This is a genomic window from Undibacterium sp. TC4M20W, from assembly GCF_049340245.1.
In the GTDB taxonomy this organism is placed as follows: domain Bacteria; phylum Pseudomonadota; class Gammaproteobacteria; order Burkholderiales; family Burkholderiaceae_D; genus Undibacterium.
Window position 1 is genome coordinate 32,903 of the sequence record NZ_JBMPPI010000008.1, and the last position, 24,835, is coordinate 57,737.

The 24,835-nt window shown below is 50.5% G+C and carries 26 protein-coding genes and 1 riboswitch; of the genes, 9 read left to right on the forward strand and 17 right to left on the reverse strand.

The features are described 5' to 3' along the window. Window positions 1–55: 55 nt before the first annotated feature. Window positions 56–1,951, reverse strand: coding sequence for a TonB-dependent receptor domain-containing protein (locus tag ACO0LL_RS12195; protein WP_422951133.1), 1,896 nt, complete (start codon window positions 1,949–1,951; stop codon window positions 56–58). A gap of 17 nt (window positions 1,952–1,968) precedes the next feature. Here ACO0LL_RS12195 and ACO0LL_RS12200 point away from each other — a divergent pair, with 17 nt between their 5' ends. Further along, on the forward strand, window positions 1,969–2,112 hold the full coding sequence (locus ACO0LL_RS12200) for a hypothetical protein (protein WP_422951134.1): 144 nt from the start codon (window positions 1,969–1,971) through the stop codon (window positions 2,110–2,112). Window positions 2,113–2,130: 18 nt separating this feature from the next. Further along, window positions 2,131–2,368, reverse strand: a riboswitch (cobalamin riboswitch). A 104-nt stretch (window positions 2,369–2,472) separates the two neighbouring features. On the opposite strand, the gene ACO0LL_RS12205 is transcribed toward ACO0LL_RS12200, so the two are convergent. The 5 genes from ACO0LL_RS12205 to ACO0LL_RS12225 are packed head-to-tail and all read right to left on the reverse strand — an operon-like array spanning window position 2,473 to window position 5,680. Continuing rightward, window positions 2,473–2,817: a PilZ domain-containing protein gene (locus ACO0LL_RS12205; protein WP_422951135.1), complete on the reverse strand. Its 345-nt coding sequence runs from the start codon at window positions 2,815–2,817 to the stop codon at window positions 2,473–2,475. A gap of 55 nt (window positions 2,818–2,872) precedes the next feature. Further along, window positions 2,873–3,421, reverse strand: coding sequence for a histidine phosphatase family protein (locus ACO0LL_RS12210; protein WP_422951136.1), 549 nt, complete (start codon window positions 3,419–3,421; stop codon window positions 2,873–2,875). A 1-nt stretch (window position 3,422) separates the two neighbouring features. Next, window positions 3,423–4,190, reverse strand: a complete 768-nt coding sequence (locus ACO0LL_RS12215; RefSeq protein ID WP_422951137.1) for an adenosylcobinamide-GDP ribazoletransferase — start codon at window positions 4,188–4,190, stop codon at window positions 3,423–3,425. Between the two features lie 28 nt (window positions 4,191–4,218). Next, entirely contained in the window at window positions 4,219–5,256 is a 1,038-nt protein-coding gene (cobT, locus tag ACO0LL_RS12220) for a nicotinate-nucleotide--dimethylbenzimidazole phosphoribosyltransferase (RefSeq protein ID WP_422951138.1), read from the reverse strand. A gap of 25 nt (window positions 5,257–5,281) precedes the next feature. Beyond that, window positions 5,282–5,680, reverse strand: coding sequence for a diacylglycerol kinase (locus ACO0LL_RS12225; RefSeq protein ID WP_422951139.1), 399 nt, complete (start codon window positions 5,678–5,680; stop codon window positions 5,282–5,284). 252 nt (window positions 5,681–5,932) lie between these two features. Between ACO0LL_RS12225 and ACO0LL_RS12230 the strand changes: the two genes are divergently transcribed. Then, a complete protein-coding gene (locus tag ACO0LL_RS12230; RefSeq protein ID WP_422951140.1) occupies window positions 5,933–6,712 on the forward strand; it encodes an IclR family transcriptional regulator in 780 nt (259 codons plus the stop codon). Window positions 6,713–6,766: 54 nt separating this feature from the next. On the opposite strand, the gene ACO0LL_RS12235 is transcribed toward ACO0LL_RS12230, so the two are convergent. From ACO0LL_RS12235 to tkt, 7 genes are all read right to left on the reverse strand, one after another. Beyond that, window positions 6,767–8,299, reverse strand: a complete 1,533-nt coding sequence (locus tag ACO0LL_RS12235; protein ID WP_422951141.1) for a M57 family metalloprotease — start codon at window positions 8,297–8,299, stop codon at window positions 6,767–6,769. Between the two features lie 375 nt (window positions 8,300–8,674). Further along, window positions 8,675–9,136: a cache domain-containing protein gene (locus tag ACO0LL_RS12240; RefSeq protein WP_422951142.1), complete on the reverse strand. Its 462-nt coding sequence runs from the start codon at window positions 9,134–9,136 to the stop codon at window positions 8,675–8,677. 166 nt (window positions 9,137–9,302) lie between these two features. Next, entirely contained in the window at window positions 9,303–9,770 is a 468-nt protein-coding gene (locus tag ACO0LL_RS12245) for a BON domain-containing protein (RefSeq protein ID WP_422951143.1), read from the reverse strand. 155 nt (window positions 9,771–9,925) lie between these two features. Next, complete coding sequence (gene lepB, locus ACO0LL_RS12250; protein WP_370529454.1) at window positions 9,926–10,606, reverse strand: signal peptidase I; 681 nt, start codon at window positions 10,604–10,606, stop codon at window positions 9,926–9,928. Window positions 10,607–10,736: 130 nt separating this feature from the next. Then, window positions 10,737–11,750, reverse strand: coding sequence for a type I glyceraldehyde-3-phosphate dehydrogenase (gene gap, locus ACO0LL_RS12255; protein ID WP_422639180.1), 1,014 nt, complete (start codon window positions 11,748–11,750; stop codon window positions 10,737–10,739). Window positions 11,751–11,946: 196 nt separating this feature from the next. Further along, entirely contained in the window at window positions 11,947–12,546 is a 600-nt protein-coding gene (locus ACO0LL_RS12260) for a GNAT family N-acetyltransferase (RefSeq protein ID WP_422951144.1), read from the reverse strand. 18 nt (window positions 12,547–12,564) lie between these two features. Then, window positions 12,565–14,568, reverse strand: coding sequence for a transketolase (tkt, locus tag ACO0LL_RS12265; RefSeq protein WP_422951145.1), 2,004 nt, complete (start codon window positions 14,566–14,568; stop codon window positions 12,565–12,567). 182 nt (window positions 14,569–14,750) lie between these two features. Here tkt and ACO0LL_RS12270 point away from each other — a divergent pair, with 182 nt between their 5' ends. The 7 genes from ACO0LL_RS12270 (at window position 14,751) to ACO0LL_RS12300 (ending at window position 22,779) form a co-directional block, all read left to right on the forward strand. After that, a complete protein-coding gene (locus ACO0LL_RS12270; RefSeq protein WP_422951146.1) occupies window positions 14,751–18,131 on the forward strand; it encodes an SNF2-related protein in 3,381 nt (1,126 codons plus the stop codon). A gap of 10 nt (window positions 18,132–18,141) precedes the next feature. Next, window positions 18,142–19,386 (forward strand): polyamine aminopropyltransferase, encoded by a 1,245-nt coding sequence (gene speE / locus ACO0LL_RS12275; RefSeq protein ID WP_422951147.1) that lies wholly within the window; start codon window positions 18,142–18,144, stop codon window positions 19,384–19,386. Window positions 19,387–19,413: 27 nt separating this feature from the next. Next, on the forward strand, window positions 19,414–19,911 hold the full coding sequence (locus ACO0LL_RS12280) for a hypothetical protein (protein WP_422951148.1): 498 nt from the start codon (window positions 19,414–19,416) through the stop codon (window positions 19,909–19,911). Then, entirely contained in the window at window positions 19,911–21,044 is a 1,134-nt protein-coding gene (locus tag ACO0LL_RS12285; RefSeq protein WP_422951149.1) for a glutathionylspermidine synthase family protein, read from the forward strand. The genes ACO0LL_RS12280 and ACO0LL_RS12285 overlap by 1 nt, the downstream gene beginning before the upstream one ends. 8 nt (window positions 21,045–21,052) lie before the next feature. Next, on the forward strand, window positions 21,053–21,460 hold the full coding sequence (locus tag ACO0LL_RS12290) for a DUF350 domain-containing protein (protein WP_162058418.1): 408 nt from the start codon (window positions 21,053–21,055) through the stop codon (window positions 21,458–21,460). Between the two features lie 36 nt (window positions 21,461–21,496). Further along, window positions 21,497–22,222, forward strand: a complete 726-nt coding sequence (locus ACO0LL_RS12295; protein WP_422951150.1) for a 16S rRNA (uracil(1498)-N(3))-methyltransferase — start codon at window positions 21,497–21,499, stop codon at window positions 22,220–22,222. A gap of 131 nt (window positions 22,223–22,353) precedes the next feature. Continuing rightward, on the forward strand, window positions 22,354–22,779 hold the full coding sequence (locus ACO0LL_RS12300; RefSeq protein ID WP_422951151.1) for a YidB family protein: 426 nt from the start codon (window positions 22,354–22,356) through the stop codon (window positions 22,777–22,779). 59 nt (window positions 22,780–22,838) lie between these two features. On the opposite strand, the gene ACO0LL_RS12305 is transcribed toward ACO0LL_RS12300, so the two are convergent. The 4 genes from ACO0LL_RS12305 to ACO0LL_RS12320 all read right to left on the reverse strand — a co-directional run bounded on the left by ACO0LL_RS12305 (window position 22,839) and on the right by ACO0LL_RS12320 (window position 24,805). Further along, window positions 22,839–23,480, reverse strand: a complete 642-nt coding sequence (locus tag ACO0LL_RS12305; RefSeq protein ID WP_422951152.1) for an alanyl-tRNA editing protein — start codon at window positions 23,478–23,480, stop codon at window positions 22,839–22,841. Beyond that, window positions 23,477–23,659 (reverse strand): ADP-ribosylglycohydrolase family protein, encoded by a 183-nt coding sequence (locus ACO0LL_RS12310; protein ID WP_422951153.1) that lies wholly within the window; start codon window positions 23,657–23,659, stop codon window positions 23,477–23,479. The genes ACO0LL_RS12305 and ACO0LL_RS12310 overlap by 4 nt, the downstream gene beginning before the upstream one ends. Before the next feature lie 65 nt (window positions 23,660–23,724). Next, window positions 23,725–24,105 carry a DUF6713 family protein gene (locus ACO0LL_RS12315; protein ID WP_422951154.1) on the reverse strand — a complete coding sequence of 127 codons (381 nt, stop codon included), beginning with the start codon at window positions 24,103–24,105 and terminating at the stop codon, window positions 23,725–23,727. 91 nt (window positions 24,106–24,196) lie between these two features. After that, window positions 24,197–24,805, reverse strand: a complete 609-nt coding sequence (locus ACO0LL_RS12320; protein ID WP_422951155.1) for a glutathione S-transferase family protein — start codon at window positions 24,803–24,805, stop codon at window positions 24,197–24,199. Window positions 24,806–24,835: the final 30 nt, after the last annotated feature.

Consider the following 24,835-nt stretch of genomic DNA (forward strand, 5'->3'; position numbering starts at 1 on the left):
GCGATGCAGCCATATCCGCCACACCGCATCACATCGCATCACATCAATGCCAGACTTATTTAAAGCCGTAGTTCACGCCAACAAATACATTGGAACCGGCTGTTGCATAATTTCTTGCCAGTTCATAGTCCTTGTTCAGGGCATTATTCCAGCGTGCCAGTACAGTCGTATTTTTTGCGACTTCATAGGTTGCGTACAGGTTCAGCAGGTTATAAGAGCCCAGCACTTTAGTATTAGCTGCATCGTCATAACGATCACCAGAGTAAATGGTTTCCACACCAACTTTTGCGTTTGCAAAAGAATATTCAGCTGCCAAGGTACCGTGCTGTTTGGCACGACGTGCCAGGCGTTTGTTTGCCGTGTCGTCTTTCGGGTCCTGGATGTCGATAGAAGCGCGCAGTGTCAGGTCAGCAAAACGGGTCGTGCCGCCGATTGTCAAGCCAGACAAAGTTGCTTTATTAACATTTCTTGCGCAGCCATAAGCATATTCAGGCCCACTTGGGCAATACGGTTTATTTTGAGCATCGTTACCACCAACATACACCAGCAGGTCTGTAGCCTTGTTTTGATAATAGACAGCGCTAAACTGTGTACTACCTTGTTCAAAATACACGCCAATTTCTGCATTCTTTGCTTTTTCTGGCTTGTTAGTGGCTACGCCATAACCCTTGTAATACAACTCATTGTAAGTTGGTGCGCGGAAGCTTGTACCGTAACTGGCATTGACACGCAAGGCATCGCTTAAGCGATAGCCATACGCTACGCTACCTGTAGTATTGGAACCGTATTGTGAGCTACGGTCATTGCGTATGCTGGCACTGGCAAGGTGTGCATCTTGTTTGAACACATAAGAGGCAGCAAAAGAATTCGTTGTACGTTTCGTGCCATTGATGCCTGCCACGGGAATGCCTCCAGAAACAGAATCAACATTTTCTTCACGTGTTTCAGCGATCAGTTGCAATACATCTTTACCAATGCGGATGTCATTCTGGAAGCTCAGGCTATCCTGACGTGTATCGATCTGGCTCTTGCCGTAAGACGCGTCGGTATATCCCTTATCGGCAGATTTGGCATATTGCAGGGATGCAGACCAGTAATCGGTAAACTTACCACGGCCAAAGACAGCAATTGTTTCAAGCGTGGAGATACTGCGATCATCATAGCCAATGCCAGCGTCAAACTGCGCGTTACTACGGCTGTGCAAAACACTCGCGCCTAATTCATAACCCTTGCTGATTTCCCATACCAGACGGCCATTGAAGCTGTCCATCTTGTAACCGTCTTTATCAGGATTATAGGTAAATGTACCTGCGCCCGGTTTGCTGGCAGAAAAACCATCACTCTCTTCATGCGCAGCATTCAGGCTGAGGCTAAGGTTACTGGCAACAGAACCAGTAATGCCAGCCTGCAATTTACGCGTGCCGTAGCTACCCAAGCCAGCCGATACGGTAGGACTGATAACACCAGTACCCTTTTTAGTGAATATCTGAATAACACCACCCATGGCATCAGCACCATACAGGCTCGACAACGGGCCATAGACAATTTCAATACGGTCGATCTGTGACAATGGGATGGAAGACCAGGTAGCGCCACCAGTAGTGGAAGAACCGATGCGCACGCCATCAATCAACACCACGTTTTGCGCATTGTTACCACCACGCATGAAGACGGAAGCTGTCGTGCCAGGGCCACCGTTGCGGGCGATTTCTATGCCGCGCTGTTGCTGCAGCAGATCAACAACAGAAGCAGCGCCGGATTTGGCGATGTCTTCTGCCGTGATGACGACGTTATCAGCCAGCACGTCCTTGGCGGCTTGTGTCTGACGACCAGCGGTAATCACCACGCTGGAAGCCGTGCCTACAGCAGCGGTTTGCGCAAAAGCGATAGTGGATGGGAATGCAGCGGCAATAGCCAGGCTGAGGGCGAGCGGTTTGAATGCAGATGTCATGATATTTCAGAAAAAAAATGGAGCAAGTGGCCGACGTCCCCGCAGGCTACTTTGAACAAAGCAATAAGGACATTGACGTCAGCAACAGGGCCACGCAGGCAGCCTGCACTGTCAGGATTTCACCATGCCTCGACAAGGCAATTGATGCGTTTTCTGTTTAACGAAAGTTCCCCGTCCGTATTGCTTCACTTATTCTGGCCGGTATCCGGGCTGACAAGTATCACCATCTGACCTTCCCATGCACATAGCACAGTGGTATTGGAAAATGGCTGGCTGCGTGTGAACGACATAAGTCTTCTGAATTCGCAGCAACTTGTACACCGTTGCGGGGGCAGCACACTTTTGCAAGAGCTTAGTGTTTCCCGTTTAACCGCAGACATGAATATATCCGCGAGCACCAAAACCCCGCCATTCTATAGACAGATGGGGGTAGCCGCAAGTTTGGAAGGTTAAAAACTGACGCAGCTCAGTTTATTAACTTATTGAAAACAAAGCAGATTTACTCCAAGCCGGGCCAAAATTCAACTCAAATGGGCGGTCTTGGATATCCACGCGGTCACCAGTTCAGTATGCAATTCAGACATTTCTGAGAGTTGTATGCCTACGTGATAGACCTCGCCACTGAGGATGGCATGCCTGATTGTGCCTTTGCAACTGACCTTGTAAATCTGGGATTCCTGAAAAATGCCGGGGATTTCTATCAACATGGGGTAACTGCGTTGCGGCATCAGGTTTTCGGTCGTATGCAGAAGCACACCCTCGGCCGATATATTGACCAGCTTGGCGAGAACCAGTTTGCCGTCAGGCAATTTAATACCTGCACGCCAGGTCACGGTAATGCGTGGGGATCTCCTGAGTTCTATCATGCGATGACCATGGGGAACATGGATACTTGTCAGTCTTGCGTAAATACTATCTGTATTAAGTATGAAATACCAGTATTTCCTGATATTCACCAAAGGCAAGACTGCGGTTTTGTGCACAGACCAGCTCTGCAAGTTCCTCGGCCCTCATACCTGCCCGCCAGGCCAGCAACATGCGTATAACACCGGCATGGGTAACAACGATGGCTTCCGGTATATTCAGTGCACGCATATCATTCAGCCAGTTTATTACGCGTTGCGCCAGGTCTATGGCGGATTCAACGCCGCCGGGCTTGTAGCTGGCCGGAGCTGCAGCCCAGGCATCTACGTCGGCTCTTGGAATCGCATCCCAGGCTTGCATTTCCCATGTACCGAAATTGAGTTCTTGCAAGCGTTCATCAAATACAGGTTCTGTGTGCAACAAGCCGGCGAGCCTGGCACAACGTTGCAAAGGGCTGGAAAATACAGGTAAGCCTGCTTGCAACTGACTTGCCAATTTCTGCGCCAGTGAAACACAGTCGGCATCAAAGACATCGACATCCGTTTGTCCATAGCACAGACCTTCTGCTATTCGCGGTTTCGTGTGCCGGAGTATATGCAGGCGCATATCAGGCCACCTGAAAAGCCAGCAAACCCAGGTAGATAGCCACTTCTGCTACTTGCTGAGTAGCCCCCAGACAATCACCGGTAAAGCCGCCTATCCTGCGCTGGAACATGCGCGCCATGCGCCATGTCAGCAATAACAGCAGGCAAAGGGCCAACAGCAGCGAATACAATGAGAAGGGAAAGAAGTGCAGCAGCGCTGCGCCCGGCAAAAGCACAGTCAGGCAGGCGACGAAAAATTCGCCATTACTCATCTCCTGTGCCAGCGGCTTGGCCTTGCCTTCATGCCGCGCATATTGCATGAGCCAGATCAGGCTGCATGAAGCCAGCCGCGACAAGGGGTGGGCGAGCAGCAAGGCAGGCACCACTATCGAGGCAGGCAAACTGATGAGCAAAGTCAGCTTCAGGGCCAGCATCAGTAAAATACCTATGACACCATAGGCACCAACGCGTGAATCCTTCATGATTTCCAGCACGCGCTCCGGCGTCATGCCACCGCCAAAGCCATCGCAAACATCAGCAAAACCGTCTTCATGAAAAGCGCCAGTCAGCAAGATGCCTGCAATAGTAGATAGCACGACCGCCACCACATGCGGCCACAATTGCGCAGCAGCCGCATAGACACTTGCACACACTGCCCCCACGACCCAGCCTGTTGCGGGGAAATAGCGTGAAGACTGGCGCAACCAGTCGGGCTCAAACCCTACCCATGCAGGAATGGGTATACGGGTAAAAAACTGCAGGGCAATGAAGAATAGGCGTAGTTGATGCAAACCAGCTCCTGCTATGAGAAAAATTATTTCAATCGCTGCTTTTTTCACTCACCTGCGCAGACGCAAAAGTCGCCATCTGGTTCAGAAAATTGACCGCGGCCTGCAGCATAGGATAAACCAGCGCTGCCCCGGTGCCTTCCCCCAGGCGCAGGTCGAGTTGCAGCACAGGTTTGACCTGCAAGGCCTGCAACATGCGGGCATGGCCACTTTCGTCAGATTGATGTGAAAACACACAGTAATCAAGTATTGCTGGCTGCATCCTGGCTGCCACCAGCAAGGCGCTGGTCACGATGAAGCCATCTATCAGCAAGACCATGCGACGCTCTGCCGCTGCCAGCATAGCACCGACCATGGTCGCAATTTCAAAACCACCAAAGGTAGCCAGCACATCTGCAGGTTCTTCTACATTTGCATGCAAGGCCACAGCTGCCTCAATGACAGCCTGCTTATGGCGTATGCCTTCTGCAGACAAGCCTGTGCCAGCACCTACACAATCCGCGACAGGAACACCCGCCAGCTTGTGCATGAGTGCAGCCGCAGCCGTGGTGTTGCCTATACCCATCTCGCCAAATCCCAGTACATTGCCGGACAAGCTAGCGACTAGTTCAGCACCATTTTGCATGGCGGCCTGGCATTGAGCAGCGGTCATTGCTGGTTCTTTGGCAAAATTGCGCGTGCCATTGGCGACTTTCATGCTCAGCAGTTTTTCACGCGGGCCAAATTCATGATTGACCCCGGCATCCACCACATGCAGAGCGATGCCATTCTGCCTTGCAAAGACATTGATCGCCGCACCATTGGCCAGAAAATTCTCTACCATCTGCCAAGTCACGTCCTGAGGAAAAGCAGAAATACCCTCAGCCACAACGCCATGGTCACCAGCAAACACGATGATGGCAGGCTCACGCAATTCCGGCTGTGTGCTTTGCTGTATCAAACCTATTTGCGCCGCCAGATGCTCAAGACGGCCAAGACTGCCCAAAGGCTTGGTCTTGTTGTTGATGGCAGCGGCGAGCTGTGCTTCCAGTATGGGATTAGCGGTGCTGGCAATATGGAGATTAAGCATTTCTCGCAGTCAGTAGTAAAAGCAATCAATAGTAAAAACGGTCAAGCAAAATGACTACCCAGGTTGCCAGTGCAATCAGCACTGTCAGCAAGACAGCTGCACTGCCAAAGTCCTTGGCATTTTTGGACAAGGTATGGCGTTCCAGCGAGACGCGATCTACCACGGCTTCAATCGCTGAATTGATGAGCTCGACCACCAGTATCAACACCAGCACGGCTATCATCATCAGTTTTTCAAAAGCTGACACTGGCAAAAACAGGGCGATGACAGCGCCGCTAACGACCATCACCAGTTCCTGACGGAAGGCATGTTCGTTTTTCCAGGCAGAGCGCAAGCCATCGATGGAGTACAGGATGGCCGAAAATATACGGCGCAGGCCACTTTTGCTTTTGAATTCACTGACAGCTTGTTCTTTTTCAGACATTTTTATTCCTTAAACCCACACTTGAATGGTATTGCAGATGAAGACCAGGCAGCTAGCCTCCACTCAGGTGGCGAATTTTACAGGACTCTAAGTCTGTAACAAGCAGATTTACTTATTGCAAATCAATTTTTTGTCTACCCGAAGCGTGCCTTACACACCATCTTGCTGCATATTTTGTATTTTGACGACGAAGCCGTGACGTGCATTTCACATTGTGGTATAACTTATATATTGCAGCGCACCAACCATAATATGAAAAACGACACGCCCGCCTCTGATAAAACGTCCATACAGGTCATAGAACGCATGGTGTCCTTGCTGGACGCCCTGTCGCGTTACCAGGACCCGGTCAGCCTCAAGGAACTGGCTATCGTCACAGGCTTGCACCCATCCACTGCCCACCGCATTCTCAATGATATGGTGCTTACCCGTTTTGTAGACAGAGCGGATACTGGTTCTTATCGCCTGGGGATGCGCCTGCTGGAATTGGGCAATATCGTCAAGAGCCGTCTGAATGTACGTGAGGCTGCACTGGAATTCATGCGTGCCCTGCACCGCCAGACCAACCAGACCATCAACCTGTCTGTGCGCCAGGGTGATGAAATTGTCTATATAGACCGGGCTTTCTCCGAGCGCTCAGGCATGCAGGTGGTGCGGGCTATCGGTGGCCGTGCCCCGCTGCATCTGACTTCAACAGGCAAACTCTTCCTGTCCCTGGATGAACCGAAGGCCATACGTGCTTATGCGACCCGCACCGGCCTCGCTGGTCATAATAAAAATTCGATTACTGATCTGGCCAAACTGGAAAAAGAATTGTCGGCTGTGCGTGAAAACGGCTATGCCAGGGACAATGAAGAACTGGAACTCGGCGTGCGCTGCATGGCGGCAGGCATCCATGACGACAGCGGCAAAATGATTGCTGGGCTGTCTATCTCTGCACCTGCAGACCGCCTGCAGGAAGAGTGGCTAAGCAATCTTACCGAAACAGCGAGACAGATTTCACTGACACTGGGCTATGTAGCAGGCAGGTGAGCCAGCCTGGCATATCAAGTCTATACAGCCAGCTGGCTCTGCATGCGTTTTGCCTTAGCCAAGATATTCGATATAGTCGATCCCATTCTGAATGACGCCGATGACCTTGACCTTGTTTTCCTGCCCTTCGGTAAAGCTGGCCAGGGTCCCGGCAAAACTGATCTTATTGGTCGTTAATTCATTTTTCCAATAGTCATAGCCAGCCTGATCAGGGATGCGCCCTAAAATATTCTTGTACAAGGTCGTCAGGAAAGTATCAACCGAAGGATTGGCACCGTACAGGGTCTGGAATTCTTTTGACTGCATGAATCCTGCTGCCACCGTTGTCAGGCTGGAGCCCTTGTCCATATCCTTGATCCAGTAACCAAGGCCCGCCAGATCAGGTGTGCGGCCAAATGCGGCCTGGTAGATGCGGTATGCCTGTCCCGCGATGCCGTCGATGTCCAGCGAGACAGACAGGTCTGCAAATTTGAGTCGCTCCACATTGCTGAGTGTGTCCATGCCCTGTGAATTGGGCTTGGCTACACTGAAACCGCTACCGCTACCCGTGACTGTAAAAGCCGACCTCAGGCCTGAATATTGAGCAGTGTCCATACCCGCGCCGCCATCAATCACGTCATCACCGCCACCACCCCGGAACAGATTACTTGCAGCATTGCCTGTCAGCTTGTCATTAAAGGCTGTGCCTATGATGTTTTCTATCGTTGCATCAAAGGCGATGGACAAATTATTGATGGCTGCGTCGCCATTGGCAATGCGGCCTACAGAATTCAAAGAACCCGGCGTCAGGTTGATAGTGACACCAGCGCTGACCTTGGATACGTCTATGGTATCAACACCGCCGGTATCGTTGATGATTTTGAGTGTACGGCCATCGACATCGCTATAGGCATAGATGTCGTCACCCGTGTGATAGGCCTTGCTGCCATACAAATACTTCAAAGCCAGCATGTCGTAAGTGGCAAAAAATTCGCCCTGCTGGTTTTGCGCAATGGCGTTATAAGACATGACAGAAATCCAGCTGCTGTCCTCTGAAGTCGCCAGATAATTGCCTGCCTCTGCACTTGGGGGTTCGCCTGCATTGTAGTTGCCGGGATGATTAAGCCCCAGCGCGTGTCCTATCTCATGTATCAGTATCTTGTAGGCCTCGCTCCCCTTTTCATAGCTCACATTCATATACGTGGTTGCCATGAACAAATCGCCACTACCCGCAGAAAATGCAGTACCGTCTGCCGTTGGTACAGGTAGTTTGGCGTAACCTGCGCTTTTTTCCTGGATATTGTTTGCCAACCGGATGCCGGACTGAATATCAGTGTCAGCCACTTCCTTGAATGTCACATTCAATACCTGGGAAATTTCTGCAAAGATCGCCCTGGCTGCTGCCATCTGCTCTGAGGTAAACGCTTTGAACCCGTTTTTATCTGAGTCGGAAGCATAAGAAGCTGGTGCTTTAATGAAGCTGAAGCTTATTTCTACCGGCATACCCAAAGCCTTGCCCGCGTTCCAGCGATAATTGATATCATCAATCAGTACATCTATCCTGTAGTCGCCCGAAAACGGCTTGGCAATAACGGTCTTGTCTGGCATGACTTCACCTCTTCAATAAGTAAGATTTCAAGTGAAATATCAGGAAAATTGACGTGACACAACAGCACAAACAGCGAAGCGGATACCAAGGGGATAAATTATTCTACGCCACAAAATAAGCACATTTGTCGTGAATCCGATACAAACCCAGTGTCAATAGTTAAAGTGTGTTACGGGATTTGTACTGCCCTGGCACGCTCTTGATAGATAGGTTCGAGATCGGTGCGAGATGGGTGTGAGATCGATACAAGAATGATTTCGGCCAAGCAGATTCGGAATATAAAAACTTGAACATGCGCAATGCCTGCGCTTGCCGCAAAAAAAAATGCCCTTGAAACAAGGGCATTTCTTCTTGGGTACTAATGTTGGCAAGGCTTATTTATAAGCACCTGCACCAACAAAGTAGTCATCAATTTTTTCAAAATAACTGGATTTGGTTTCCAAAGCCTTGGTCACAGGGTTTGGCCATTGATAATCTATCCAGCCATCGTTCTTGGTTTTAAGCACGGTGATCATGTCCTTGATGATGGGCTTGCCTTCGACTTTCAAGTCGATCAAATTCTTGCCTATCATTTTTGGATTTGCGCCATGCGACAAACTCATGCCATTCATGTCATACACAAACAAGTACAGATCACGGTCATGAAAATCCTTGTTGGATGCATCATTAAAATCGGCAAAGGCTTTTTCCTTGCCATTTTTCTTGATGTGGGCGATCCCTTTTTTAACCATGGCTTGCGCTTGGGCAGTCGTGCCGCGCTCTTCCCTTGCCATCGCTGACGATGACATAAAGAAACCCATTACTGCCAACAAAAATAGTTTGCTCATTAATTTCATGACTTCCTCCTTGGTTTGGTCGGCCATTTAGCCGGGGCCTGGTGATTATTGCTTTGCAGAACCAATCATTCATGACTTGCGCTTTGCAGTCCAGCATTAGTCACTGTGCAGTGCAATAAATTTGCCTTTCTTTGCAATTAGTTCATCTACAGCATAGTGCTTTAACTTATTTGTAGTTGAGCAAATTAACAACACCCTCTACATCATCCAGTCGCCGCACCAATTTCTCCAACTCTTTTGCCTGACCAGATGTTTGCACGCAGCCCTTCAAAGTGACAAAACGCCGCTGCCCTTCTATCCAGATACTGGTTTCGGCAAAACGCCCATCTGTTTCTATGGCACGTTTTACCCGGGGAATGATTTCCTGGTCATACAGATAGGAATTTGGCAGGCGACACTGCCCTGAGTGATAACAACTGGTGCCACGCTCTATTCTGGAATGCGCCTCGGACCTGGCCTGTGCCGCAGTCAACAAAGGGCCTTCAGGCACTGCACAATCGCTGATGGCATGAGTCACTTTGAGGAAGGGGTCGTTGAAGTAATTGCTGCGCGGCTCTTGTGCATTTGCGGTGCCAGCACCTGCAACAAGTGCTGACGCAAAAAACAGATGGCAGGTAAATTCTTTTGGCGACATGCAAATCCCTATCAGCGGAATGCGCTGCAGACTTGCGCAAACAAGAATTTACATATTAACCATATTTCAATCATCATGCTTGACTCATAAAAAAGCCAGCACCTGCTGGCACTGGCTTTCTCGCTTTCTCGCTTTCTGACTCAAACAATGCTTTACTAGATTTTTGCCCCAAAGCGATCAAAACGTGGCGAATAATACTGATCTCCATTCAGTGAGTACATCAGGCGTTTTACCTGCCCGGTAATCAGCTCACGCTTGACCAGGCCTATGTAGCGGGAATCCTGGCTATTGTCACGGTTGTCGCCCAGCATCATGTACTCGCCTTCCGGCACTTTGACTGGACCAAAAGAACGTAGGGCTTCGCGTTCTGGCATGACGATCATGTCATGTTGCAGGCTGCCCAAGCGCTCTTTGTAAACCAGTTGCTGACCTTTGTATTCACGCTTTGGTGTCAGATGGTCGTCACTGCGTGGCTCCAAAGCTTCATAGCTGGCAGCAACACCATTAATGAACAGCTTTTCTTCGCGCATTTCTACTACATCGCCTGGCACGGCAACCAGGCGCTTGATCAGGCGCACACCATCTGCTGGCGAGGTAAAGGTCACCACGTCACCACGCTGTGGATCAGATACATGCTTCAGAACGACATCGGTGAACGGCAATTTGACGTCGTATGCCAGACGGTCACAGATGACGCGATCGCCTTCCAGCAGCGTCGGATACATGGAACTGGTCGGCACGAGATAGTAATCTGCCAGTGCACTGCGCACAAAAACCATGCCCAGCATGAGTACGATGAAACCTTTATTGTCAGCTAACAGTTTCTTGAGCTTCACAGCAATCTCCCAAAACAAAAATATCTTTCAATGAACCAAGCTTACCCTCAATAGACAAAAAAATACCCCGAAAGTTCGGGGTATTTTTCAAGCATGGTGCAAAAACTATCTGAACAACAGATTTAGCAGATTATTTTGCGTGCATCAGTGCAACAGTGGTGTCCAGCATACGGTTGGAGAAACCCCATTCGTTGTCATACCAGCTCGATACTTTAACCAGACGGCCAGAAACTTTTGTCAGTGTTTCATCATAAGTACTGGAAGCTGGATTGTGGTTGAAATCCACAGAAACCAGAGGTGCCGTGTTGTAATCCAGGATACCTTTCAGGGCACCTTCGGATGCGTCTTTCAATACCTGGTTGATTTCTGCGACTGTTGTATCACGGGCTGCAACGAAAGTCAGATCGACCACGGATACATTGATGGTTGGTACGCGCATGGCGTAGCCGTCCAGCTTACCATTCAGTTCTGGCAAGACCAGGCCAACGGCAGCAGCTGCGCCAGTTTTGGTCGGGATCATGCTCATGGTAGCTGAACGGGCGCGACGCAAGTCTTCATGCATGACGTCGGTCAATACCTGGTCATTGGTGTAGGCATGGATAGTCGTCATCAAACCATTGACGATACCGATAGCATCATTCAAAGGTTTAGCCAGAGGTGCCAGGCAGTTGGTCGTGCAGGATGCATTGGAAATCACTGTGTCAGTGGCTTTCAATACATTGTGATTAACGCCATAGACGATGGTTGCATCGACATCTTTGCCACCAGGTGCAGAGATGATGACTTTTTTCGCGCCGCCAGCCAGATGGGCAGACGCTTTTTCTTTTGTCGTGAAGAAGCCTGTGCATTCCAGCACGACATCGACATTCAACTCACCCCAAGGGATATTGGCTGGATTGCGTTCTGCAAATACCTTGATCTTGTCACCATTGACGATCATGGTGTCGCCTTCAACCGTGACTGTGCCTGGGAACTTGCCGTGGGCTGTGTCATAACGGGTCAGGTGGGCATTGGATTCTGCATTGCCGAGGTCATTGATCGCAACGATCTGGATCTCGTTCTTGAACTTGCCACCTTCGTAATGAGCGCGAAGGATGTTGCGGCCGATACGGCCATAGCCGTTGATTGCGACGCGAATCGTCATGGTTTTATCTCCAAGGGACTAAAAATACAAATTAAAAAACCTAAGACCTCTCAACACAGAGGCACAGAGACACAGAGAAAAACATGAGAAAAGCAAATGGAAATCCAAGCCCTCGACCATTAATATCTTGCTCTCTCCTGCCCTTCTCTGTGTCTCAGTGTCTCTGTGGTGAGTTTTTTGGTCTTTAAAAATACGTCTAATGCAAGGACGAAGGAGTACGCATGGCATTCACCAATGCCATCAGCACCGACAAATCGCGCCAGCCGTAACCCACTTCCATCAAATCCATGCCATCCCAGCTAAATGCCTTTTCTATCAACAGCGCACCACCCAGCTCTTCATAAAAATTGCGGGCAATATCATTGCCGGAGATGACCCATACCAGCAAACTCTCTGCACCTTGCGCCTGCAAGGTACGAGCTACTTTGTGCAGCATGCGGCGACCTATGCCAGAACGCTGCCAGGCTGGTCGCAGATATACAGCGGTCAGCTCGGCCTGCATGCCCAACTTGGGTTCAGGCAGCATCATACCGGATGCGAAGCCGATAATATGACCTTCACTCTCAGCCACATACACGCAAATGCGGTCTTCTGCCTGCGACATGGCTTGCAGGATTTGGCGCCATTGCAGCATGCTATCTTCTACGCGCATTTCATCCAGATAATTATCCGGGATCATGCCACGGTAAGTAGCTTGCCAGCTTTCCACACGCACAGCAGCAATCGCCTCTGCGTCGTCTACAGTAGCACGACGCAAGCTGACCTCTTTGATGCTGCTCACAGTAATGTCTGTCAATTCCGTCTTCCTGCTTATTTACGCCAGTGTCGCTTTTACTTTGGCAACGACATTGTCAACAGTGAAGCCAAAGTATTTGAACAGGACGCCAGCCGGTGCTGATTCACCAAACGTATCGATACCAACCACTGCACCTTCCAAACCTACGTACTTATACCAGAAGTCGGTAACACCGGCTTCGATGGCAATACGTGGCAAGCCCTTGCCCAATACTGCTGCTTTATAGGCTGCATCCTGACGATCAAATACGTCAGTACAAGGCATGGATACTACGCGCACGGCAATACCTTGCTGTGCCAGTTCTGCAGCAGATTTGACAGCCAGTTCAATTTCAGAACCAGTAGCGATCAATACCGCCTTGGCATCAGCCACGTCTTGCAAGACATAGCCACCGCGCTGGATATCAGCGATTTGCTGAGAAGTGCGCTCTTGATACGGCAGGTTCTGGCGCGAGAAAATCAGGGTCGATGGACCATCATTGCGTTTGACAGCATGCGCCCAGGCAGCAGCAGATTCCACCGTGTCGCATGGACGCCAGTTATCCAGGTTAGGAATCAGGCGCATGCTCGATACGTGTTCTACTGATTGATGGGTAGGACCATCTTCACCCAGGCCGATAGAGTCATGGGTGAATACAAACAGAGTACGGATTTTCATCAGCGCAGCCATGCGTATGGCATTGCGGCTGTAATCAGAGAAAGTCAGGAAGGTTGCGCCAAACGGGATATAACCGCCATGCAGGGCGATACCATTCATCATCGCGCTCATACCAAATTCACGCACGCCATAATTGATATGGTTACCAGCCTGGTTGCCACGTACCGCGATGCTTTCTTTCCAGTTGGTCAGGTTGGAACCTGTCAAATCGGCAGAACCGCCGAGGAACTCTGGCAGCGATGGGGCAAATGCCTGGATCGCATTCTGGCTGGCCTTGCGGGTAGCGATGTTTTCTTTTTTCTCTACGCAGGATGCAATCGCATTCGCCACCACCTCATCGAAGTTGGCTGGCAAGTCGCCATTCATGCGGCGTGTCAGTTCAGCCGCTTTTTGCGGGAACTGGGCTGTGTAGGCTGCAAATTGTGCATTCCATTCGGCTTCGGCTTTGGCACCACCTGCTTTGGCATCCCAGGCTTCATAGACATCAGCCGGTACTTCAAATGGTGGATATTCCCAGCCTATGTGCGCACGTACTGCTGCAATTTCCTTGTCACCCAAAGCGGCACCGTGCACATTGTGTGTGCCTTCCATATTCGGTGAACCTTTGCCGATGACGGTTTTGCAGCAGATCAGGGTAGGCTTATCAGATGTTTTGGCAGCAGCAATAGCATTGGCCACGGCTTCAGCATTGTGGCCATCAATTGCCGGGATCACATTCCAGCCATAGGCTTCAAAGCGTTTTGGCGTGTTGTCAGTGAACCAGCCTTCGACATGACCGTCAATGGAGATGCCATTGTCATCCCAGAAAGCGATCAATTTATTCAGTTGCAGCGTACCCGCCAGTGAACAGGCTTCATGCGAAATGCCTTCCATCAGGCAGCCATCGCCCATGAAAGCATAGGTGTAATGATCAACGACTTTCAAGTCGCCCTGATTGAATTCGGCTGCCAGCAGCTTTTCAGCAAGTGCCATACCAACGGCATTGGTAATACCCTGACCGAGTGGGCCAGTGGTGGTTTCCACACCTGGTGTCACGTGCACTTCAGGGTGACCGGCAGTTTTGGAATGCAGTTGACGGAAATTCTTGATCTCTTCGATAGGCAGGTCATAGCCTGTCAGGTGCAACAGCGAATAATGCAACATTGAGCCGTGGCCATTTGACAACACAAAGCGGTCGCGGTTGATCCATTTAGGATTGGCAGGATTGTGACGATAAAAGCCTTTCCACAAAGCAACAGCGATATCTGCCATGCCCATAGGCGCGCCTGGGTGGCCAGAATTGGCTTTTTGTACGGCATCCATGGACAAGGCACGAATTGCATTGGCCATCTTGGTAAGTGTTGCTGGCTGAAGAGATGAAATCATGGTGTCAGAAAGTAGTCTTGAGAAAACTGGTCAGTGTTGCGAGCTGGGAACATGAAACTATCCCCGCGAAAACCCGATATTTTACCAGAGCATGGGGTCCATACTACAATTGCGACGCTTCAGAAGCGCAATCAGGCGCTTTTAAACTGTAAAATCACTGGGTTTACATATAAAGCTTACGCATGTCATCAAAAAAACGTCACTTCTCCCTCGACGATCTTGCCCGGCAATTTCCTCATGAGGTGTTCATACGCGGTATCAACTATGCAACAGAAAACAAGGTCAGGGGTTGGAGTTTCGACAATGACTTTGTCGAGAGTGAAGTCCAGGGCAGTGGCCGCAATATTTATGCTCAAGAGATAGAGCTGGTATTTGAAAACGGCAAACTGGAAGCAGTGAATGGTTCTTGCAGTTGCCCGGTTGAATACAATTGCAAACATGTGGCGGCAGTTTTGCTGAATATCCTCGACCATCACAACAAAGCCCATGCCCTGCCCGGCCATGCCGACGGCAATGATGCTGCGCTGGGTTTCAATGAACAGAAATGGCTGCGTGAGCTGGAATTTGCCACGCATGAATCCCCAACTCCAGCGACCGACACAGAATTTGCCAAAGACGAGCTGGAAGATGGCATGCTGATTTTTAGCCTGTCCACCGTATCTGGCAGCAAAGAAGTGCGCCTGATACCGGGCAAGGCCAAGCAAAATGCCAAAGGCGACTTGAAATATACCAAGCTGTCGTTGGCGGTGCGCGACATGATGAAGTCAGCCAACTTCTTGCAGGAAACAGATTACGAATTGCTGGCGCTCTTCAATATGTGCACCATGAATTCGTTTTATTACTCGCATTACTCTCCGAAAGGCAGGATGGGTGCAGTCTTGCTGGAACGTGTCGCCAAGGCTGGCAAACTGTACTGGCTCAATACCGAGAATAAGCAAAACCATCTATCCAGGCTGGCATACCACCCGTTGCAACAGGCACACCTGGCCTGGCAAGAAGAAAATGACTACCTGCGCCTGCGCTGGCAACTCGATAGTAGTGATGCAGAGATACCTGCCCCACCCTATATCCTGCCCACTGAACCACCCTGGCTGATAGGGCAGGATAGTTGTGGCGAACTGCATGTAGCAGCGACCAGCAAGTTCCCTCTGCCTGCCCTGATCAACCTGGTGCAGGAAGCGCCGCTGCTGGCAGTGGGCCGGACAGAAACCCGGCAGGCAATGGCCAACCGTCTGCTGGACATGGGCTTGCAAAACCTGATTCCCCTGCCGGCAGAACTGGAAACACAACTGCGTGCAGATATACGTATGCGCCCGGTGCTGGAACTGAATAGTTTGACGACATCCAGCGCATGCACTGATTACGCCATCCTCAGGTTCGCCTATGAAGACGCAGTAGCCGAGTCAGACCAGACCGGAGATCACTTGCTGCGCCGTGGCCAGCATGGCCTGGAAAAAATACTCAGGGATTTGCCTGCGGAACAGAGTGCCGGGCAAACCCTGCAGGATTTAGGCTTTCAAGCTCAGCCGGTAGCAGGTCATGAAAAAGAGCTGTTGCTCTGCCTGCCAGACCAGAATGCCTGGCTCAATTTTGCAACAAAAGACTTGCCTGAGCTGATCAGCCAGGGCTGGGATATACGTCAGCAAAATGATTACCGCTACAACCTGCAGGAAGTGGAAGACTGGTATGCCGAGGTTGATGAAGATAACCAGCAATCCGTCTGGTTTGAGCTGGAACTGGGCATCGTCGTCAACCAGGCAAAGATTTCGTTGTTGCCATTGCTGGTCAGCCTGATACGCCAGGCGCCGCAAGACTTTAGCCTGCAACAAGTGAACCAGCGCGCAGATGATGAACAAGTCTTGCTGGCCCTGCCTGACAATACTCGCGTCGCCCTGCCCTATGCACGTATCAAGCCTATCCTGCTTATCCTGGGTGAGTTGTATTTCAATGAACAGCAAGGCGACAAACTGCGCCTGCCCATGCTGGATGCGGCACGCCTGGCAGAATTGTCTGCCAATACTCATTTGCGCTGGATAGGTGGCGAACGCCAGCAAAGCTTTGGCAAGCGCCTGGCAGAATTTGGTGGTATCAACAGCATTACGCCGCCCGCAGGCTTGCAGGCCAGCCTGCGCGATTACCAAAAAGAAGGCGTCGCATGGATGCAGTTTTTGCGCGAATACCAGCTTGCCGGCATACTCGCTGATGACATGGGCCTGGGCAAAACCATACAAACCCTGACCCATATCCTGATGGAGAAAGAAGCTGGCCGTTTAAGCCAGCCAGCGCTGGTGGTTGCCCCCACCAGCCTGATGGATAACTGGGCCAGCGAAGCACAGCGCTTCACGCCTGATCTGCGCGTGCTGGTCTTGCAAGGTAAAGACCGTAGTAAATTATTTGAACAAATCCCGCAGGTAGATCTGGTACTGACCACTTACGCACTGTTGCCACGCGATGAAGAAGCCCTGCGCCAGCATCGCTATCATTTGCTGATACTCGATGAAGCGCAATACATCAAGAATGCCCAGGCCAAGGCCAGCCAGACTGCCAGCCTGTTGCAGGCCAACCACCGCCTGTGCCTGACTGGTACGCCACTGCAAAATCATCTGGGTGAATTGTGGTCGCAATTTAACTTCCTCATGCCTGGCCTTTTAGGGGATATCAAGTCATTTACCAAGGACTTCCAGCACCCCATAGAAAAGCTCGGCGACAACCAGCGCCATGCCCTGCTGACGCGCCGCATCAAACCCTTCTTGTTGCGCCGTACCAAAGACAAGGTAGCGACAGAACTACCAGCCAAGACCGAAGTCTTGCGCCACATAGAACTCAGCGGTGCACAACGCGACCTGTATGAAACCGTGCGCTTGGCCATGGATGAAAAAGTCCGCGAAGAAATCGCCAAGAAAGGTGTGGCACGCAGCCAGATCGTCATCCTTGATGCGCTGTTGAAACTGCGCCAGGTATGCTGCGACCCTCGGCTGGTCAAGATTACCGGTGCCAAGGCCACCAGTGCTACAAAATCTACCAAAGGTAGCAAAGATAAGATGCCGCCGTCGGCCAAGCTGGAAGAATTACTGAGCATGATTGACGACTTGCTGGCCGAAGGCCGCAAGATCCTGGTGTTTTCCCAATTCACCAGCATGCTGGCCCTGATCGCCGAAGCCCTGACTGAAAAACAATTGCGCTTCGCCATGCTGACAGGCGACACCGAGCACCGTGGCGAAGTAGTACGCCGCTTCCAGGAAGGTGACATCCCGCTATTCCTCATTAGCCTGAAAGCGGGCGGCGTAGGCTTGAACCTGACTGCTGCCGACACCGTCATTCATTATGACCCGTGGTGGAACCCGGCAGCAGAAAACCAGGCCACTGACCGCGCCTGGCGTATAGGGCAGGACAAACCCGTATTTGTCTATCGCCTGATAGCCAAAGGTACACTGGAAGAAAAGATACAGGAAATGCAGGCTAAAAAATCTGACTTGGCCCGTGCCATACTCGACCAGGGTGAAATCGCCAGCGTGCAACTAACTGCAGAAGATTTGCAGGGCATTTTTGAACCATTGAATTAAAGAAAGACTTATGGAAGGCTTACACCTGACCGCCGACTGCTTTGACTGTGAAGCAGCGCCAGAATATTTCGTCAGTCCACAAAGCCTGCGTCTTTGCCTCAGCAACATCACCGTCGCTGCCGGCCTGACCATCGTCGGGGAAAAATTTCATCCCTTCACGCATGAAGATGGCAGCCCGGCTGGCGTCACCGGTGCCTTGTTGCTGGCAGAGTCGCATGTCGCCATCCACACATGGCCAGAACGCAATGCGGTCACGCTGGACGTCTATGTCTGCAACTTCAATCATGACAATGGCAGCAAGGCCAGGCAGATCGTTGATGCCCTGATTGCTGTTTTCCAGCCACGCACAGTCTCGCGCCAGGAATTGCAGCGCGGTGAATATGGTCCGGCCATGGCCTTTGAAGCCCTGACAGAAGATAGCTTTGCCGCCACCCGTATCAATCAGGTACTGGCACGCCAGCGCAGTACCATGCAGGATATCGAGATCGCCGATACCACAGATTTTGGCAAGGTCATGCGCATAGATGGTGCCATGATGACTTCAGAAAAAGATGAATTCTTTTATCATGAATGCCTGGTACACCCTGCGGCGATGACCCATCCAGAACCACGTACCGCCCTCATCATCGGTGGTGGCGATGGTGGTTCCTGCGAAGAATTACTCAAGCACCCCAGTATCAACAACATCACCCTCTGTGAAATTGACAAAGAAGTCGTCAAGATGGCACGTCAGCACCTGGCTAGTATTCATCGCGGCGCACTGGATGATCCAAAAATACAACACCGTTATGAAGATGGCTTTGCCTATGTCCACAACAGTACAGAACAATTTGACCTGATACTGCTGGACCTGACCGACCCAGTCAGTCCAACAGTATCGAATCGCAGCTCACTGGCAGCCACCTGCATGACAGAAGAATTTTTCCTGGCCTGTGCACAAAGGCTGACTGAACAAGGCATGCTGGTGTTGCATCTGGGCAGCCCCTACTATCACCCTCAACGCTTTGCGAGTACTTTGCAAAAACTCAGCAATATATTTCCACAACTGCATCCCTACACGGTATTCATCCCCTTGTACGGCGCATTATGGGGAATGGCTATTGCCAGCAAGCATGGCAACCCATTATCGCTAAGCCCGTCAACGGTAAATCTTCAGATTAAACACCGTGGTTTGCCATTGCTAAAGTATTACAATGGCGATGTGCATCAGGCATTATTTGCCTTACCCAATTATGTGAAAGATCTGATGCCCTAATTCCTAGACAGGAAAACAGGAGAAACCGTGAGTGCCGGAATAAGCAAACAACATGGCAAACGCAGAGTCAGCCGCACTCTGCCGCTAATGCTAGTGACCAGTGCTGCCCTGACTGCCTGCAGCGTCAGCAGCGATAGTGCCGACAATAATGGCAGTGGCGGCAGCCATGAACTGACATCCATACGCGATCAGTATAAAAACCTGGAAGACTGCCAGAAAGACTGGGGTACTGGCACGGCCTGCGAAACCGTCGCCTCCAGTACTGACCTCAATGCTGCCAGCATACCAGCCTCATCGACTGGCAGCAGCTACACCGGCACAAGTGGCAGCCACTACAGCGGTTACTCACACAGTTTTTTCGGGCCCTTTTACTCACCCGGTTATCGTGACACTGTGCAAAGAAATTTTGGTGTCAGCAACTCTGGCAGTGATCACGCCATCAGCCGCAGTGTATCCTCCAGTCGCAGCAGCGTTAGCCGCGGTGGTTTTGGCGGCACAGCACACGGCCACAGCGGGGGTGGTTAATGATACGGACTTCATTAACACCTCGCACAGGCTGGCAACAGCAATTTGAATCCCTGGGCTTTACTTACCACTCCATCGATGGCCTGTATTGGGATGAGCGCTATGCCTATCGCTTTACTGCCGATCAGGTAGATACACTGGAACAAGCCAGCCTGGACTTGCACCAGATGTCATTGCAAGCAGTTGATCATGTCGTCAAACACGGCATGCAAGAAAAATTTGCCATTCCCCAGGCATTCTGGTCACAGGTCGAAGACAGCTGGCGCGCAAAAGAATTTTCTTTGTATGGCCGCTTTGACCTGAGCTGGGATGGCACAGGCGCGCCCAAGATGCTGGAATACAATGCCGACACACCCACCGGTCTGGTTGAATCCAGTGTCGCTCAATGGTATTGGCTGCAGGATGTATTTCCTGATGCTGACCAGTTCAACTCTTTGCATGAAAAACTTATAGAACAGTGGAAGAAATTCCCTGGCAAAGGTCTGCTCCACTTTGCCTGCGCTGGTGGCAATGAAGAAGACGAAGGCAATCTCTCATACCTGCGCGACACAGCGATACAGGCGGGTTTTGCCACCAAGCAGTGCGCCATAGAAACCCTGGGCTGGGATGAAGACGAAGGCGTATTCGTCGATGATCTCGACATCCGTATCGACAACCTGTTCAAGCTCTACCCATGGGAATGGCTGTGCCGAGAAGATTTCTCCAATCACTTGCTGAAGCGGCCCATGCGCATCATAGAGCCAGCCTGGAAAATGATCTTGTCGAACAAGGCGATATTGCCGATATTGTGGGAGCTGTTTCCGAACCACCCAAATCTCTTGCCCGCCTACTTCGATGCATGGCGTATCAGCGGCAACCATGTGAAAAAACCTCTGTACTCACGAGAGGGAGAAAACATTTCCATCTATGCCAATGGCGAAGTCATGCATACTGGTGGTGATTATGGTGAAGAAGGCTATATCTACCAGGCTTATGCTCCACAACCCAAATTTGATGATGGCATCACACCGGCATACACGTCTATTGGTGCCTGGATAGTGGGTGATGAACCTGCTGGCATAGGCATACGCGAAGACGAAACACTGATCACCAAAAACACCAGCCGTTTCATTCCCCATTATTTTGTAGAATAGGATAACCCATGAGTGAACAATTACTGGCACACGGACTACTCGCCTTCTTCAGCCATATTGCTGCCGCTTTCGTCTTGCTGGCGATATTTGTCGTAGTGTATATACGCATCACGCCTTACCGTGAAATTGCCCTGATACGAGAAGGTAATATTGCTGCCGCAGCCAGCCTGTCTGGCGCAGTGCTCGGCTATTGCACTGCCCTGGCGTCAGCCATTGCCAATAGTGTCAGCCTGATCGATATGTGCTTCTGGGGTGTGATAGCGCTACTCATACAATTACTGGCCTTTGGTATTGCCCGCTTGTTGATACCCGGCATAGTCTCTGACATACCAGGTAATAAAATTGCCTCTGGCGTTTTTCTTGGTGCCCTGAGTCTGGGCCTGGGTATGCTGAATGCTGCCTGCATGACCTATTAAAAATTAATGATTTTGCTTTTGAATACAGAGAATTGAATGCCACGTTTTTACTGCCCTCTCCCTTTAAGCATAGGGATCACCATCGATCTTCCGGATGAAGTCGCGCACCATGTTTTTGTGTTGCGCCAGAATGCGGGCGATAACATTCATATTTTTAATGGCGAAGGTGGCAGCTATGTCGCCACCCTGACCCAGGTCGCCAAGAAAAACGTGACCGCAGAAGTCAAAGTATTTTTGCCAGAAGAATGTGAATTACCCTATTCGCTGAATCTGGTGCAGGCCCTGCCAGAAGCATCAAAGATGGACTGGATCATAGAAAAAGCCATGGAACTGGGCGTCAGTGCAATCCAGCCACTGGCGGCGCAACGCTGTGTCGTCAAACTGTCAGCAGAACGCGCCGAGAAAAAGCAGGCGCACTGGCAAGGCATCATCGTAGCCGCGGCTGAACAATGTGGCCGCAACCGCCTTGCTCACCTGGCACCATTGATGAATTTCAACCAGTGGCTGAGCCAGCAAGATATGCATCAGCGAATATTGCTGACGCCGCGCGCAGAACAATCATTGGCAGACTGGTCACGCCATCATCCTGCACAAGCTGTCAGCCTGATGGTTGGGCCTGAGGGCGGTTATTCCGATGAAGAAGAAAACCTCGCCATTAAACACGGCGTACTGGCACTGTCCATGGGGCCACGCATATTACGCACCGAGACTGCAGGGCTGGCAGCGATTGCGATATTAAATGCAGCATGGGGCGGAATGTAACTGCCCCAAGTCAACTAAAAGAGAAAATTTCCATCGCCGTAAAACATTGTCAAATTTCATACAGAGTTCACAATTCCCGTCGATACTCAGATTTACACTTGCTACACTTTACCAATTCAAAGAGGAACATCATGGGATTACTCGATAGCGCATTAGGCATGCTTGGCGGCATGAACCAGGACAATGATGGCAAGGCAGGCCTGATGCAGGCAGTGGTTGCCATGCTGGGTGACAAACAAGCTGGTGGCGTTGGTGGCTTACAAGGCTTGATCAGCGCGTTCCACCAGGCGGGCCTGGCTGACATCGTGCAATCATGGATAGGCACAGGACAAAACATGCCCATATCCGCTGCACAAATTCAGCAAGCCTTGAGCGGCGGGCAATTGCAGCAACTGGCTGATGCGGCGGGCATTTCACATGAAGGTGCAGCAAGCCACCTTGCTGAATTTTTGCCAGGCATTATCGATCACCTGACACCACACGGCCAGGTGCCGGAGGCTGGCAACATCGACCCGGCAGCTGTGCTGCAACAGTTTTCGTCCTTGTTTGGCAAGTAAGCCTCAGCTACTTATTTATAGTGTAAAGAAAACAGCGACAGATATTTCAGTCGCTGTTTTTATGGCAAAAGGTAAATCTCTACCCTCTCCTTACCTCGCCCGATATTGTTACGCTTCAATCTGATTTGCCCCAGTTCGCCAGTGCGTTTGACGTGAGTACCGCCGCAAGGTACTCGGGAAAATCCTGCAATTTCCCAATAGCGTCTTCCTGACGCTTCATCTTCAAAAGCACATGTAATGTTAAGATCAGCATCAATGATGGCTTGCGCTTCTTGCGTATAAGCAGGCAGCAAGGGTGCGATGCTTTCAGGCCAGATAAAATCTATGCGTGCCTTGTCTTGCGCAATATGGGCACCGACCTTGCCCACGCCAGGCAATGACTTGCAAAACAATTCCAGCACTAGTTCAGCTGCAAAATGCAGGCGCATGAGGCGATAACGCCTGACCCAATCAATACAAACTTCGACATCCTGCCCGGCCTGTAAACCGTGGCCTTCTGCCAGGGTATATACCAACTCCAGCCCTTCCTTGCGTGCCGCAACAACTGCGTGTCCGGCAATGCTGCCATGATCACTTTCTTGCCCACCAGAGAAGGCAAAGAAAATGGTCGATGCGAGGTAAATATCATTACCATCCACTTTGCTGACTTGCGTTTGCAAACTGGTTTGATACGGGTCATCCCAAAAGCTTTTCTTTGTCAATTTGCATCCCTGGATTCAAGATACCAGCCTGGCAGAGCTTCGCGTCTCGCTCTCCAGCTTTCAGGAATACCTTTGTCGCCAACGAAGGAGGCAACGACACCTCCTGCAATCGCACATAAAGTATCGCGATCCCCACCTGCACTGACAGTCAGCCACATGGCTTTTTCAAAATCTTCCATTGCCTGCCCGCAGCAGCAGGGAAAATAGGAATTTATGCATAATGTATCAGGAGTAAAGATGAAAACTATTCTTGGACAATGCTGCGAAGCAGGAAAAGTTGCGTGCTTGAGAGCAGAGTTGTTGCGATTAACAAGGCAATAGACACAGGCTGCATGAATGCTTCGCTACCCACAGCAAAGAATGCAGAGTGAATTGCTAATGTAAGAAAACCCAAAAAAGCCATCAATTTGTAATAGCAAAGTACGGTTTTATTATTCGCCATCACCTGCCCTTGCGCAAACAAAACAAGAGCGATAATCGGCAAGTTCAGTAACAGGTTAATCTGATTTCCTCCTGGAATATGGAAAAGGTCCCACTCATGCCAGAAAGCAGCATCAATTTGATGAGTTATCAATACTGTAGCATTGAGCAAAAAAATAGCCTGCAGCCGCGAATTCAGTCGCATCGTTGGTACTTTCCAAAATATTTTGCTACAAGAAGATTGTCATAAGCTTAGTCAGTATGACGAATTCACTGTCCATGGAAAACTATCGTCTTCAGGACGCGACCGGGCAGCTGCCGCGTATAGTTTCATCCGACATCAAAAATTTCCAGTATTCATCATATTCAGGAAAATCACTGCTTGTCACACCAAGATCCAGCGCTTTTCGATAAATGATACTGACAAAGATATCGGCCATGGTGAATTGTGTACCGACAGCAAACTGACTGCTGCGCCATAATCGCCCTTGCAATTTTTGTAGATTGAGATTCAGCCATTTAGCACGCACTGGCCGCATCTGCTCTCTGCTCCAGTCGGGATGAAAAAATCGCACTGTGCTACCGTTCTGCTGAGGATGTATTGATGAATTAACCGCTTCGCAAATCTCCCGCACCTGTGCGCGCGCGAAGGCCTCGGTATATTGCAGTGGTGGGTTGGGCGCAATCTCTTCAATGAATTCCGCCATGGCCATAGATTCACTGAGAGCAATGCCATCGACTTCCATCAGCGGTACGCGGGCAAAGGGGCTCAGCAATCTGACCTGTTCGCCAACATCACCCAAGCCTACATCAATGCGCTCGTATGTAACTTTTTTATAGTCAAGTATCCACAACAGGCGTTCGCAGCAATTCGCGTCTGGTGCGTGATAAAACCTGATTTTCATTTTGGTCTCCGGCATTCGTTGGGTGGATGG

Coding starts and splice junctions, on each gene's coding strand:
- ACO0LL_RS12195 (WP_422951133.1), bottom strand. CDS start 1,951: ATGACATCTGCATTCAAACCGCTCGCCCTCAGCCTGGCTATTGCCGCT.
- ACO0LL_RS12200 (WP_422951134.1), top strand. CDS start 1,969: ATGGAGCAAGTGGCCGACGTCCCCGCAGGCTACTTTGAACAAAGCAAT.
- ACO0LL_RS12205 (WP_422951135.1), bottom strand. CDS start 2,817: ATGATAGAACTCAGGAGATCCCCACGCATTACCGTGACCTGGCGTGCA.
- ACO0LL_RS12210 (WP_422951136.1), bottom strand. CDS start 3,421: ATGCGCCTGCATATACTCCGGCACACGAAACCGCGAATAGCAGAAGGT.
- cobT (WP_422951138.1), bottom strand. CDS start 5,256: ATGCTTAATCTCCATATTGCCAGCACCGCTAATCCCATACTGGAAGCA.
- ACO0LL_RS12225 (WP_422951139.1), bottom strand. CDS start 5,680: ATGTCTGAAAAAGAACAAGCTGTCAGTGAATTCAAAAGCAAAAGTGGC.
- ACO0LL_RS12230 (WP_422951140.1), top strand. CDS start 5,933: ATGAAAAACGACACGCCCGCCTCTGATAAAACGTCCATACAGGTCATA.
- ACO0LL_RS12235 (WP_422951141.1), bottom strand. CDS start 8,299: ATGCCAGACAAGACCGTTATTGCCAAGCCGTTTTCGGGCGACTACAGG.
- ACO0LL_RS12240 (WP_422951142.1), bottom strand. CDS start 9,136: ATGAAATTAATGAGCAAACTATTTTTGTTGGCAGTAATGGGTTTCTTT.
- ACO0LL_RS12245 (WP_422951143.1), bottom strand. CDS start 9,770: ATGTCGCCAAAAGAATTTACCTGCCATCTGTTTTTTGCGTCAGCACTT.
- gap (WP_422639180.1), bottom strand. CDS start 11,750: ATGACGATTCGCGTCGCAATCAACGGCTATGGCCGTATCGGCCGCAAC.
- tkt (WP_422951145.1), bottom strand. CDS start 14,568: ATGATTTCATCTCTTCAGCCAGCAACACTTACCAAGATGGCCAATGCA.
- ACO0LL_RS12270 (WP_422951146.1), top strand. CDS start 14,751: ATGTCATCAAAAAAACGTCACTTCTCCCTCGACGATCTTGCCCGGCAA.
- speE (WP_422951147.1), top strand. CDS start 18,142: ATGGAAGGCTTACACCTGACCGCCGACTGCTTTGACTGTGAAGCAGCG.
- ACO0LL_RS12285 (WP_422951149.1), top strand. CDS start 19,911: ATGATACGGACTTCATTAACACCTCGCACAGGCTGGCAACAGCAATTT.
- ACO0LL_RS12290 (WP_162058418.1), top strand. CDS start 21,053: ATGAGTGAACAATTACTGGCACACGGACTACTCGCCTTCTTCAGCCAT.
- ACO0LL_RS12295 (WP_422951150.1), top strand. CDS start 21,497: ATGCCACGTTTTTACTGCCCTCTCCCTTTAAGCATAGGGATCACCATC.
- ACO0LL_RS12300 (WP_422951151.1), top strand. CDS start 22,354: ATGGGATTACTCGATAGCGCATTAGGCATGCTTGGCGGCATGAACCAG.
- ACO0LL_RS12310 (WP_422951153.1), bottom strand. CDS start 23,659: ATGGAAGATTTTGAAAAAGCCATGTGGCTGACTGTCAGTGCAGGTGGG.
- ACO0LL_RS12315 (WP_422951154.1), bottom strand. CDS start 24,105: ATGCGACTGAATTCGCGGCTGCAGGCTATTTTTTTGCTCAATGCTACA.
- ACO0LL_RS12320 (WP_422951155.1), bottom strand. CDS start 24,805: ATGAAAATCAGGTTTTATCACGCACCAGACGCGAATTGCTGCGAACGC.